Below are 11,518 nucleotides of genomic sequence, written 5' to 3' on the forward strand. Positions count from 1 at the left end.
ATCGGCCGTGGAGCGCGTGCTATCCTCGACGCAACTCCGCCCTGCAATCTCACTCGTGAAACGCATGGCGCGACAGAAATCGAAGAACCGTCCGAGGACACCATGAGACTGATTTTGTTGGGCGCCCCCGGGGCAGGCAAAGGCACGCAGGCGGCCTTCATTTGCCGGAAATACGGCATTCCTCAAATCTCGACCGGCGACATGCTGCGCGCCGCCGTCAAGGCCGGCACGCCGCTCGGGCTCCAGGCCAAGGCCGTGATGGATGCCGGCGCCCTGGTGAGCGACGACCTGATCATCGACCTCGTCAAGGAGCGCATCGCGTCGCCGGACTGCGCCCAGGGCTTTCTGTTCGACGGCTTCCCGCGCACCATTCCACAGGCCGAGGCCATGCGCTCGGCGGGCGTCAAGATCGACTACGTGCTCGAGATCGACGTGCCTTTCGCCGACATCGTCGAACGCATGAGCGGGCGCCGCTCGCACCCGGCATCGGGACGCATCTACCACGTCAAATTCAATCCGCCGAAGACCGAAGGCAAGGACGACCTCACCGGCGAAGACCTGATCCAGCGCGAGGACGACAAGGAAGATACCGTGCGCAAGCGGCTCGAGGTCTACAGCCAACAGACCCGGCCGCTGGTCGACTATTACTCGGCCTGGGCGAAGGCGGACCCGGCCGCCGCGCCGAAGTACCGCGCCATCAGCGGCGTCGGCACGGTCGACGAGATCACACAGCGCGCGCTCGCCGCCCTCGGCAGTTGATCAGGCCGGGCTGGAGCGCAGCCCGTAGACCTTGCCGTCGGCGAACAGGTATTCGACCCGCATCACCGGCTCGCCTTTTTCTTCCTTGAAGGTGAAGCCCACCGCCGAGATGTTGGCGCCGGGCTTGATCTCCGCAATCTTCCAGGCCTCCAGGCGTGTCAGCGGCGCCAGCTCCAGCGTCCACTGACGATCGGCGCGGCGCGGCGCGCTCGCCTTGGCAAGAAGCCCGGGGCCGTCGACCGGCGCGCTCTGCGCGGGCGGCTGCCGCGTCGCGAGGTCGGCCGGCACCTTGAGACCCGGCGAAACCTCGATCACCAATTCGGCATGCGGGTTCTGCCAGCGCGCGCGCACGACCTTTCCTTCGAGGTAGAGCGGACGGTCCTGGTCGAAGCTGCTCCAGCCGTGATGCGCCCAAGCGAACGGGGCCGCAACGGGAAGGCATGCGGTGGCAATGACGATGCTGCGACGTTTCATCGGAAAAACTCCTTCTTCTCTTCAGTACGCGATCCAGCGGCCGCAGAACACGACAGCCAGCCAGATCGCAGTGGACAACAACATCTGTACCCGCGCCAGCGCGTCGAGTTTGCGCAAGGACCCGCGTACATGGAACCACCCGGCGTTGCATCCGGCCGCGAGCAGCAACCCCATCTTGATCACGAAGGCGCGGTTGGCGAGCAGTTCGCCCGGCTGGGTCGCGAACATCAGCGAGCCGCTGGCCGCCGCGAGCGTGAAGCCGCCGAGCGCGATCGACAACGACAGCCTGGCCATCGGCTGCATCGGCAAGGCGGCCGCGCGCCCGAACACCCGAAGCTCGAGCGCGACGAGATTGCCGAGCAGCAGCGCAATGCCCACGATGTGCACCGCCTCCAGCGCCGGATAGGCCCACGCATGCGACTGCAGGGCGCTGAACATGATCTCAATCGGTGGCCGAATGATCGGCCATCAGCTCCAGCACGAGCGTGATACGCGCTTTGACCGGAGTCAGCGCGCCCGCGTCACGCAAGGGTGCGTTCGGCGCCGGCAGGATGCGGCCCTGCATGCATCGCGTGGCACGCACGATCGCAATGCCGGCGTCCTGCGCCCGCAGCGCCGCTTCTTCCAGCGCAAGGTGCAGGGTGCCGTTGCCGGTGGCTGCGAGCACCAGTCCATCTACCGGCTCGGCGGCCCCGGACTGCCGCTCGCGGACCAGTGCATCGATCAGGCTGCCGCGCGCTTCCGCGTGACTCACCACGATTTCCACACGCGGCCATCGAGTGGCCCGGGTCATCCGTTCGAACAAGCCGCGCGCATGCTGCGGCGGCGACGCCGGCCAGCTTCGCAGGCCGCGCACCGCGCCCTCCTCCACATAGGCCAGCGGTCCCGCGTCCCCGGAGTCGAAAGCGTCCAGCCGGTAGGTGTGGACCTTCTGCACATCGAAGGCGCTGTGCACCGTGCCCGCACAAACCGCCACGACGCCCCCCGCGCCGGGGCTGGACGCGACCGCGATCGCGTCGCGCACGTTCTGCGGCCCGTCGGGCGACAGTGCGGTCGCGGGCCGCATCGCGCAGGTCAGGACCACCGGCTTCGACGGCGCCAGCACCGACTGCAGGAAGAAGGCCGTTTCCTCCAGGGTGTCGGTGCCGTGGGTGATGACGAGGCCCGCAACGTCGGTCTCAGCGAGCCAATGGGCGCAACGCGCGGCCAGTGTGCGCCAGATCGCGAAGCTCATGTCCTTGCTGTCGGCCTGCGCCACCTGCTCGGCCGCGAGCGCAATGCCGTCGGGCGCTTCGATGCCGCCCAGCAGCTCCGTCACGCCTACCTGGCCGGCGGTGTAGCCGATGTTGTCGCCAGCCGCCGCGGCCCGGCCGGCGATGGTGCCGCCGGTGCCCAGAACAATCACGCGGCGCTTGCCTTCTCGAGGGGTTTCGACCATGGCTTGCCAAACTTCCGGAAACTGGTTAAAAATACAGGTACTGGATATTCAGCCAGTGCCGCAAGGAGTCATCAATGCAGTTCGCCGTCAAGCTTACCGCCCGCCAGCAACAGATTCTGGACCTGATCCAGAGCGCCATCGCGCGTACCGGCGCCCCGCCCACGCGTGCCGAGATCGCTGCCGAACTGGGCTTCAAGTCGGCCAACGCTGCCGAAGAACATTTGCAGGCACTGGCACGCAAGGGCGTGATCGAACTCGTGAGCGGCACCTCGCGCGGCATCCGCCTCAAGGGCGACGCGCTGCGCTCGCTGAACGAATCACGCAACAACCAGTTCTCCTTGTCGCTGCCCGGCATGGCGCAACTCGCTCTGCCGCTGATCGGCCGCGTGGCTGCGGGTTCGCCCATCCTTGCGCAGGAGCATGTCGATCAGACCTACTACGTCGAGAACACCCTGTTCCAGCGCCAGCCCGACTACCTGCTCAAGGTGCGCGGCATGTCCATGCGCGACGCCGGCATCATGGACGGCGACCTGCTGGCTGTACAGGCCACCAAGGAAGCCCGCAACGGCCAAATCGTGGTGGCCCGGCTCGGCGACGAAGTCACGGTCAAGCGCCTCAAGCGCAACAAGCAGGTCATCGAGCTGCATGCGGAAAATCCCGACTACCCCACCATCGTCGTTCAGCCCGGCGAGCCTTTCGAGATCGAAGGCCTGGCCGTGGGCCTGATCCGCAACACGATGCTGATGTAGGGCCTCCATTCCTTATCCGGCCGTAACAGGTGGCGGGCGTATGGCCGAGGGGCCATCACCCTGTAGCAGCCGATGAAAGCAATCCTGCCTGTGTTCAATCTCTGACTTTTCTGGAGTTCACATGGGAATCGCTCTTCTCAGTTTTGCTGATCTGTTCATGCCGCTGCAATCGCTGGCCGATCGCTGGATGACTTCGCGCCGCAGGCGCTCGTCAGGCCTTCGCTATGTCGGGATCCGGCCCAGCTGCGGCTCGCGTGCCGGCGCTGCGGCCTCGGCCCACGCGCCTGCACCGGCGCGGCCCCTGCGCGTGGTGCGCACAGTCGATGCACAGCAATCCGGCCGAAACACGGGCCGCGTCGTGATCTCGGGCCGCATGGCGGATGTCTGCGCCGAACTCGACCGGTTGGCCGCCCTGGAGGCTGCGGGCACGATATCGAACGCCCGGCATCTGCATTGAGGTAGTACCGGGCCGGGGTTGTCCGCGGACGCCATGCGTCCGCGGAAGACGGACTACGGAGCATGTGGATGGTGCGAGGCACAATGGCATGCCATGAACATTGTGATCCTCGACGACTACCAGGACGCGGTGCGCAAGCTGCGCTGCGCTTCCAAGCTCGACGCATACGCGGCCAAGGTCTACACCAACACGGTCAAAGGCATCGGGCAGCTCTCGGTGCGGCTCAAGGATGCCGACGTGATCGTGCTGATCCGCGAACGCACACAGATCTCTCGCCAGCTGATCGAGAAGCTCCCCAAGCTCAAGCTCATTTCGCAGACCGGCCGCGTCGGCAGCCACATCGACGTGCATGCGTGCACCGAGCAAGGCATCGCGGTGGCCGAAGGCACGGGCTCGCCGCTGGCGCCGGCCGAACTCACCTGGGCGCTGATCATGACGGCGATGCGCCGCTTGCCACAGTACATCAGCAATCTCAAGCATGGCGCCTGGCAGCAGTCGGGGCTCAAGTCGGCTTCGATGCCGCCCAATTTCGGGCTCGGCTCGGTGCTCAAGGGCAAGACGCTTTGCATCTGGGGTTATGGGCGCATCGGCCAGCTGGTCGCACGCTACGGGCAAGCTTTCGGCATGCAGGTCGTGATCTGGGGCCGCGAGGAGAGCTGCACCCGGGCAAGGTCGGACGGCTTCCAGGTGGCCCCGAACCGGGAAACCTTCTTCAGTGTTGCCGATGTGCTTTCGATCCATCTGCGTCTGGCGGAGGAGACACGGGGCCTGGTCACGCTCGAGGATCTTTCGCGCATGAAGCCCACCGCCCTTTTCGTCAACACCTCGCGCGCCGAACTGGTCGAACAGGACGCGCTGCTCGCGGCCCTCAACCGCGGCCGGCCCGGGCTGGCGGCCGTCGATGTGTTCGAGAGCGAGCCGCCGCTGCAAGGCCACGCGCTGCTGCGCCTGGAAAACTGCATCTGCACTCCGCACATCGGCTACGTCGAGCAGGACAGCTACGAGATGTACTTCGGCCAGGCTTTCGACAACGTCGTCAGCTTCATCAAGGGCAACCCGACCAACATCGTGAATCCGGGCGCCCTGCAGGTCCGCCGTTGAAACAACCTGCGCTGCCGGCGGCGCTGTGGGCCCTGCTGGCGGGCAACTTCGTGATCGGGACGGGCGTGATGGTGGTGCCCGGCACGCTCAACGAACTCAGCACCTCGCTGCAGGTCAGTGCAGCCACCGCCGGCCAGCTGATCACCGCGGGCGCGATCGTGATGTGCCTCGGCGCACCCCTGCTGGCGGCCGTGGTCGCGGGCTGGGACCGCCGGATGCTGCTCGCCTGCACCATGCTGTGGTATGCGGCAGGGCATCTGGTCGCGACGCTGATGCCGAATTTCGGCGGGTTGCTGGTGGTGCGCATGCTGACGGTCGTTGCGCCTGCGATCTTCACGCCGCAGGCGGCCGCCTGCGTCGGACTGCTGGTGCCGCTCGAGCAACGCGGCCGCGCCGTCACCTTCGTTTTTCTGGGATGGTCCATGGCCTCGGTGCTGGGCCTTCCGCTCGGCGCGCTGATCGGCGGCCATTTCGGCTGGCGCACCGCGTTCGCGGCGATCGCACTCCTGTCGCTCCTCAGCGCCGCCTGGATCTGGCGCAAGCTGCCGCCCGGCATCCGGCCGGCCGCGCTGTCGCGCGCGGCCTGGGCCCGGGTGCTCAAGAGTCCGCTGCTGATGGGTGTTGTCTCCGTCACCGCGCTGCAAGGCGCGGGCCAGTTCGTGCTGTTCAGCTATTTCGCACCCGTGCTCAAGCAAACGCTGGGAGCGGACGCGACGGCACTAGGCCTGATGTGGGGCTGGTTCGGCATCTGCGGCCTTCTCGGCAACATGCTTGTGAGCCGGTACATCGACCGCGTGGGCGCCTCGCAGATGGTGCTGCTCACGACCTCGCTGATCACGCTGAGCCTTCTTCTGTGGCCCCTGGGCGTGACGCTCGCATGGCTGGCGCTGATCATCGTGCCCTGGGGCTTCGGCTGCTTCGCCACGAACTCGGCTCAGCAGGCTCGCCTGGTCTCGATGGCGCCCGCCCTCGCACCGGGCTCGGTGGCGCTCAACAGTTCCGGCATCTACGTGGGGCAGGCGGTGGGTGCCGCGGCCGGAGGCTGGCTGCTGGCCCATGAAGCGATCGCCTGGATGAGCTGGGCCGGCCTGGCGATGCTGCTCTGTGCGCTGGCGCTCAGCCTGGCGGTCGACCGGGCGCGACGCCGCGCCCCTGCGTTCAGCGCTTGACCGGCCTGGTCGGCTTGGGAGCTATCTCCGCCTCCGTGGCCGGATCGAAGAGTTCGAAATCGATCACGTGAGGGTCGCTGGACGGTGCCGGCGCCAGCTTCGGCGTCTCGATCGGTGCTCGCATGGTTTCGAAGGCCGTCTTGTCGAATTCGGCGAGGTCCAGGTCGATGTCGGGCTTGGCGCGCGACACCGGTCCGGGGCCTGCGGGAGGCGCCGGCAGCGGCTCATCCGGCACCAGCACGGTCTCATGGTGAAGGTCGCCGTCGATGGCGCCGTAGATCGAGGGAGGCAGCGTCGGGGCGTACTCGACGGCCTCGGGTGCGCGCTCGCGATCGAGCGGCGCAGGCGTCGTGGCCAGCTGGTCGTGGCCGAAGGTGTCGACGAAGGAATGCGGCGTGACGGGCGCAGGCGGTGCGCTGTTCGGATCGATCACTTCCTTGGCCACGGAATAAAGCAGCAGCAGTTCCTGGTAGGCCGCCAGGTCGAAGGCCTCGTCCTCGTGCGCGCCAGGCTTTCGGAATATCAGCTCCTCGATCAGCGCCAGGGTGCCCGGCGCAGGCCATTGCGATTCGATGCGCGCGAGGGTGCTGCGATAGTGTTCGAGGCCCTTGCCCGTCTCATTGAAATTCTCGAACGCCGGCACGTCGGCGTTGAAGGCCCGTTCGAACTCCTCCGCCAGGCGCGCATAGTCCTCCTTGCGCCCCAGCGAATGAAAAATCCGAAGCAGGTCCAGGTAGGCCAGCGCGCTGGTGCCGGGATTGGCGGCGATGTGTTCGCGCAGCACCGCGATCGCCTGGTCGTGCTGGCCGAGCGAGAGGAAGAAGTCCGACTGCTGCTGCACGTCGAACAGTTCTTCGGTGTTGACCGGCCGCGCCGGCACGCCGTCGGGCGTGCGTGCAGGCTGGGGTTCGGGTTCGCCAAAGCCGCTGTCGTCGTCGGGCTCCATGGCCGCAAAGGTGGCCGCGCCGAAGCTGGTGGCGTTCGCGCTGCGCCGCCGCGGCGGTACGGAGTCGACGTCCGGCTCCTCCTCGAGCAGTGCGCGCAAGGAACTCGGCCGCGTGGGACCGCCCTCGCCCTTCGACGGCGTCTCGCCCCACCACGCCGGCGCTGCGGCTCGGCGCGCCATGCGCCACAACAGCACGATCGCCACCAGCGCGATCAGCAACAGGGCGATCAGGGCGTAGACGAGTGGATTGCGGTAGCGGCTGTCGCGCGCCTGCGCGAGTTCGCTGCGCATCTCGAGCAAGGTGCGCTGGTTCTGCGCCGTCTGCTCGCGCAGCGCGGTCAGCGTGGCTTCCAGCGCTTGCATGCGTTGGGCCTCGCGCTGCGCCGCTTCGGGCTCGGTGTTGAGCACGCGCCATTCGGCGGCGGCCGCGGCGCGGCGCGCGGAGTCTTCGCTGGCCGGCAGCGTCAGTAGCGGACTTGCCTTGAGGCCGGGCTGCGCGACGGGAACCGGCTCCAGCGTTTCGAGTTGCAGCCGGGATCCGGCGGCGGTCTCGCGCCTCGGTTCTGCGGCCGTTGGCGTCGGGGCAGTGCGCGGTGCTGCCGCACGCGGTGCGGCGGGCGGTTGTGCGGCGGCGGCCCGGCGCGGCGCGGGCGCAGGAGCAGTGCTGGGACGCGGCGACTGCGCGTCGGCATCGCGCGTACGTGCGGCAGGCGCCGCTGCAGCGCTGCGCCGCGCCGGCGCTGCGGCCGATCCTTCGAGGCCGGACGATGCACCTCCCGCCGCAGCACGCGATGGTGCGCGCGCGGGCGCTCGCGCCGGCGTCTCGGCCGATGCCCTCGCACCCGGCGCAAGAACGGGCAGCACGGGTTCGGAGGGCACGTCGGCCAGCAGCACATAGCTGCGTGTCGACTTCGTATCGCAGCCGGCGCGCACGCTCACATTGACCACGGGTTCGTCCACGGCAACGGTGGAACGGATATGCATGCGCGGACTGCTGACGTTCGGCCCCGGCTCCAGCGATACAGTCAGGCTCCGATCGGCGATGCGGGTGTCCCCCTGCACGACCTCGGCCTCGAGGCACAACGCGCCGCTGTCTCCGGCAGCATCCAGCGACAGCGGGATCACCACATCCAGCGGCTTGCCGATCCAAACAGCCCCTTGGGGCCGCCCGATCGTCAAGGCAAGCGATTCAAGTGCGAACCCGAATAAAAACAGGGCCGCAGCGAGACGTGGGAGTTGCAAAATGGTTCGACAAAAAGTAATCGAAAGTAGACACATTCTGGCATGGGCGTCCGTGCCAGCCATCCTCAGAGAGACAATTATCAAATGACTGTGAACTTTTCCAATGTGGGCATCATCGGTGCCGGCGCGATGGGGCGCGGCATCGCGCAGATCGCAGCGCAGGCCGGGAGCGAGGTCCTGCTGCTCGACAGCTTCGAAGGCGCCGCGGTCCGCGGACGCGATGCCATCCTCGCACAGTGGCAGAAGCAGCACGAGAAGGGCAAGCTGGACCAGGCGCAGCGCGACGCGCTGTCCGCGCGAGTCCGCGCCGTCGAATCGGTCCAGGCGCTCGCCAGCTGCGAGCTCGTGATCGAGGCCGTGGTCGAAGACCTCGAGGTCAAGCGCAAGCTGTTCCGCGAACTCGAAGCGGTGGTTGCGCCCTCCGCCGTGCTGGCGACCAACACCTCCTCGCTCTCGGTCACCGCCATCGCCGCGGTGATGGCGCAGCCCGAGCGCATGGCGGGTTTTCATTTCTTCAACCCGGTGCCCTTGATGAAGGTGGTCGAGGTCGTGGCCGGCTTCAAGACCGAAGCCGACGTCTGCCGCCGGCTCGCGGACTACGCCGCGCAAATGGGCCATACCGCGGTGCAGGCCAAGGACACGCCCGGCTTCATCGTCAACCACGCGGGGCGCGGCTACGGCACCGAGGCGCTGCGCATCGCCGGCGAAGGCGTGGCGGACTTCGCCACCATCGACCGCATCCTCAAGGACCAGGCGGGCTTTCGCCTCGGGCCATTCGAGCTGCTCGATCTGACGGCGCTCGATGTTTCCCATCCGGTGATGGAGTCGATCTACCGCCAGTATTACGAGGAGCCGCGCTTCCGCCCCAGCGTGATCACCGCGCAGCGGCTCGCCGCCGGCGCGCTCGGCCGCAAGACCGGCGAAGGCTTCTACCGCTATGTCGAGGGCGTGGCGCAGATGGCGCCCGAAGCACCCGCGCCGACCATCGACGCGAATCCGGCGGTGTGGGTCTCACCGCGCGCGGCGCGGCGCCCTGAGCTGCTGCGGCTGGTGCACGCGCTGGGCGCGCAGCTCGAAAGCGGTGCCACGCCCTCGTCCGCCGCCTTGATTCTGGTCGCGCCGCTGGGCTTCGACGTCACGACCGTGGCCGCCGTCGAACGGCTCGACGCCACGCGCACGGTCGGCATTGACCTGATGGTGGACGACGCGGCCACCAAGCGCCGCGTGCTGGCCACAAATCCCGCGACGCGGCGCGATGTGCGTGATACGGCCCATGCGCTGTTCGCGCGCGACGGCAAGGCGGTGAGCGTGATCCGCGACAGCGGCGGCTTCGTCACCCAGCGCGTGATCGGCACCATCGTGAACATCGCCGCCGACATGTGCCAGCAGCGCGTCTGCTCGCCCGCCGACCTCGACGTCGCCGTGCGCCTGGGCCTCGGCTACCCACAGGGCCCGCTCGCCATGGGCGATCTCTACGGGCCGACCAATGTGCTGGAGGTGCTGTTCAACCTCCAAACCGTCTACGGTGACCCTCGCTACCGCCCGAGCCCGTGGCTGCGCCGCCGCGGCGCGCTCGGCCTAAGCCTCACGCATGAAGAAGAGTAAGAGACCACGACCATGAGCGCAGAACTGAAAAGCACGAGCGAGGGACACACCATGGTCCTCACGCTCTCCAACCCCTCGCAGCGCAATGCGCTGGGCCCCGAGATGTATGCGGCCGGCATCGAGGCGCTCAGCGGCGCCGAGAACAGCGACGAGATCCGCAGCGTCGTGCTGGTCGGCGAAGGCGCATGGTTCTGCGCCGGCGGCTCCCTGCAGCGCCTCTCGGCCAATCGCGAACGCGACCCCTCGGTGCAGGCCGAAAGCATCGAAGCGCTGCACAGCTGGATCGATTCGATCCGCACCTTCCCGAAGCCAGTGATCGCAGCCGTCGAGGGCGCAGCGGCCGGCGCCGGCTTCTCGCTCGCCGCGGCCTGCGACTTCATCGTCGCCGCGCGAGATGCGGTATTCGCCGCCTCGTACAGCACCGTCGCGTTGTCGCCGGACGGCGGGTTGAGCTGGCATCTCGCTCAGGCACTGCCCCGGCAGCTCGCGAGCGAATGGCTCATGCTCGGAGGGCGCATCGAGGCCGAGCGCCTGCATGCGCTCGGCCTGGTGAATGAGATCACCGAGAGCGGACAGGCCTTGAGTGCGGCGCTCGCGCTGGCGAACCGACTCAACGCACGCGCACCCAACTCGCTGGCCAGCATCAAGGAGCTGCTGAGCGAGGCGCGCGGCGCCACATTGGCCTCCCAGCTCTCGCAGGAGCGCGATCACTTCGTGCGCAACCTGCACCACCGCAACGCCGGCATCGGGATCGCCGCTTTCCTCGCAAAGGAAACGCCGCGCTACGAGTAGCGATGCGTCGCTCCCGCGACAACCCTCAGCCTTTCAGTCACGCACAGGACAGTCCATGGACGACCCCATTCTTACCATCGAAGAACGAGAAGCGATCAATGGTGGTCGCTGGTTCTCTTCTCTTTCTCCATCCCTTCGTCACGACATCCTCCGATGTGCTTTCGTCAAACGCTACAAGGACGGCGAGCTGATCGCTGCACGCGGCGACCCGCCGGAGCAGTGGATCGCTTGCGCCAAGGGCGCGGTGCGCGTGAGCTCGACGGCAGTCTCGGGCAAGCAGGTCACGCTGACCTATGTGGAACCGGGCATCTGGTTCGGCGACGTGGCGATGTTCGACGGCGACCGGCGAACCCACGATGCCTATGCGCATGGCGAGACCACGATCCTCTGCGTGGCGCGCGCCGATTTCCAGAAGATCCTGTCGAACCACGTCGAGCTCTACGAAGCCCTGATGCGCCTGCAGGCACGGCGCATCCGTCAGCTCTTCGGGCTGGTCGAGGATCTCAATACGCTGCCCTTGCGCGCCAGGCTCGCCAAGCAGCTCATCCACCTGGTGCGCAGCTACGGCGTGCCGAACCTGGCGGACGGAAGCCAGATGCGCATCGGGCTGCACCTGGCGCAGGAAGAGCTGGCCCAACTGCTCGGCGCCTCGCGCCAGCGCGTGAATCAGGAGCTCAAGGCCATGGAACGCGAGGACGCGATCCGCATCGAGCCGGGCGGCCTGGTAGTGCTGGACCGCGCGGCGCTGATGCGCATTTCCGAAGCCGACCAATAAAAGACAGCAGA

The 11,518-nt window shown here is 67.5% G+C and carries 12 protein-coding genes; 8 read left to right on the forward strand and 4 right to left on the reverse strand.

What is annotated here, in order from left to right:
• Window positions 1-102 precede the first annotated feature (102 nt).
• On the forward strand, window positions 103-759 hold the full coding sequence (gene adk, locus EJI01_RS02215) for an adenylate kinase (RefSeq protein WP_126835468.1): 657 nt from the start codon (window positions 103-105) through the stop codon (window positions 757-759).
• Here adk and EJI01_RS02220 read toward each other — a convergent pair whose 3' ends face one another.
• Genes EJI01_RS02220 through EJI01_RS02230 form a run of 3 tightly spaced genes read right to left on the reverse strand, consistent with a single transcriptional unit; the run spans window position 760 to window position 2,671 of the window.
• Window positions 760-1,233 carry a DUF6152 family protein gene (locus tag EJI01_RS02220; RefSeq protein ID WP_126835469.1) on the reverse strand — a complete coding sequence of 158 codons (474 nt, stop codon included), beginning with the start codon at window positions 1,231-1,233 and terminating at the stop codon, window positions 760-762.
• 21 nt (window positions 1,234-1,254) lie between these two features.
• Window positions 1,255-1,671, reverse strand: coding sequence for a hypothetical protein (locus EJI01_RS02225; protein WP_126835470.1), 417 nt, complete (start codon window positions 1,669-1,671; stop codon window positions 1,255-1,257).
• A gap of 4 nt (window positions 1,672-1,675) precedes the next feature.
• Entirely contained in the window at window positions 1,676-2,671 is a 996-nt protein-coding gene (locus EJI01_RS02230) for an asparaginase (RefSeq protein ID WP_126835471.1), read from the reverse strand.
• Window positions 2,672-2,745: 74 nt separating this feature from the next.
• Between EJI01_RS02230 and lexA the strand changes: the two genes are divergently transcribed.
• From lexA to EJI01_RS02250, 4 genes are all read left to right on the forward strand, one after another.
• Window positions 2,746-3,420, forward strand: a complete 675-nt coding sequence (gene lexA, locus EJI01_RS02235) for a transcriptional repressor LexA (RefSeq protein WP_093107767.1) — start codon at window positions 2,746-2,748, stop codon at window positions 3,418-3,420.
• 121 nt (window positions 3,421-3,541) lie between these two features.
• Complete coding sequence (locus tag EJI01_RS02240) at window positions 3,542-3,877, forward strand: hypothetical protein (RefSeq protein ID WP_126835472.1); 336 nt, start codon at window positions 3,542-3,544, stop codon at window positions 3,875-3,877.
• Between the two features lie 93 nt (window positions 3,878-3,970).
• Window positions 3,971-4,978 (forward strand): D-2-hydroxyacid dehydrogenase family protein, encoded by a 1,008-nt coding sequence (locus EJI01_RS02245; RefSeq protein ID WP_126835473.1) that lies wholly within the window; start codon window positions 3,971-3,973, stop codon window positions 4,976-4,978.
• Entirely contained in the window at window positions 4,975-6,147 is a 1,173-nt protein-coding gene (locus EJI01_RS02250; RefSeq protein WP_126835474.1) for an MFS transporter, read from the forward strand. Before EJI01_RS02245 ends, EJI01_RS02250 begins: the two co-directional genes overlap by 4 nt.
• On the opposite strand, the gene EJI01_RS02255 is transcribed toward EJI01_RS02250, so the two are convergent.
• The gene (locus EJI01_RS02255) at window positions 6,137-8,272 is read right to left on the reverse strand and encodes a tetratricopeptide repeat protein (RefSeq protein ID WP_126835475.1); all 2,136 of its coding nucleotides are present in this window, start codon (window positions 8,270-8,272) and stop codon (window positions 6,137-6,139) included. The genes EJI01_RS02250 and EJI01_RS02255 overlap by 11 nt on opposite strands.
• 147 nt (window positions 8,273-8,419) lie before the next feature.
• On the opposite strand from EJI01_RS02255, the gene EJI01_RS02260 reads away from it, so the two are divergent.
• From EJI01_RS02260 to EJI01_RS02270, 3 genes are read left to right on the forward strand one after another with little or no spacing between them, the layout of a single operon-like run.
• Window positions 8,420-9,940, forward strand: coding sequence for a 3-hydroxyacyl-CoA dehydrogenase (locus tag EJI01_RS02260; RefSeq protein WP_126835476.1), 1,521 nt, complete (start codon window positions 8,420-8,422; stop codon window positions 9,938-9,940).
• A 12-nt stretch (window positions 9,941-9,952) separates the two neighbouring features.
• Window positions 9,953-10,732, forward strand: a complete 780-nt coding sequence (locus EJI01_RS02265) for an oxepin-CoA hydrolase, alternative type (protein WP_126835477.1) — start codon at window positions 9,953-9,955, stop codon at window positions 10,730-10,732.
• A gap of 55 nt (window positions 10,733-10,787) precedes the next feature.
• Complete coding sequence (locus EJI01_RS02270; protein ID WP_093107781.1) at window positions 10,788-11,507, forward strand: Crp/Fnr family transcriptional regulator; 720 nt, start codon at window positions 10,788-10,790, stop codon at window positions 11,505-11,507.
• The last annotated feature ends 11 nt before the right edge of the window (window positions 11,508-11,518 follow it).

It is taken from the genome of Variovorax sp. MHTC-1 (assembly GCF_003984645.1).
In the GTDB taxonomy this organism is placed as follows: Bacteria; Pseudomonadota; Gammaproteobacteria; order Burkholderiales; family Burkholderiaceae_C; genus Variovorax.

Bases quoted from the DNA above. Each gene is read 5' to 3' on its own strand.
- adk (WP_126835468.1), top strand. From the start codon at position 103: ATGAGACTGATTTTGTTGGGCGCCCCCGGGGCAGGCAAAGGCACGCAG.
- EJI01_RS02220 (WP_126835469.1), bottom strand. From the start codon at position 1,233: ATGAAACGTCGCAGCATCGTCATTGCCACCGCATGCCTTCCCGTTGCG.
- EJI01_RS02225 (WP_126835470.1), bottom strand. From the start codon at position 1,671: ATGTTCAGCGCCCTGCAGTCGCATGCGTGGGCCTATCCGGCGCTGGAG.
- EJI01_RS02230 (WP_126835471.1), bottom strand. From the start codon at position 2,671: ATGGTCGAAACCCCTCGAGAAGGCAAGCGCCGCGTGATTGTTCTGGGC.
- lexA (WP_093107767.1), top strand. From the start codon at position 2,746: ATGCAGTTCGCCGTCAAGCTTACCGCCCGCCAGCAACAGATTCTGGAC.
- EJI01_RS02240 (WP_126835472.1), top strand. From the start codon at position 3,542: ATGGGAATCGCTCTTCTCAGTTTTGCTGATCTGTTCATGCCGCTGCAA.
- EJI01_RS02245 (WP_126835473.1), top strand. From the start codon at position 3,971: ATGAACATTGTGATCCTCGACGACTACCAGGACGCGGTGCGCAAGCTG.
- EJI01_RS02260 (WP_126835476.1), top strand. From the start codon at position 8,420: ATGACTGTGAACTTTTCCAATGTGGGCATCATCGGTGCCGGCGCGATG.
- EJI01_RS02265 (WP_126835477.1), top strand. From the start codon at position 9,953: ATGAGCGCAGAACTGAAAAGCACGAGCGAGGGACACACCATGGTCCTC.
- EJI01_RS02270 (WP_093107781.1), top strand. From the start codon at position 10,788: ATGGACGACCCCATTCTTACCATCGAAGAACGAGAAGCGATCAATGGT.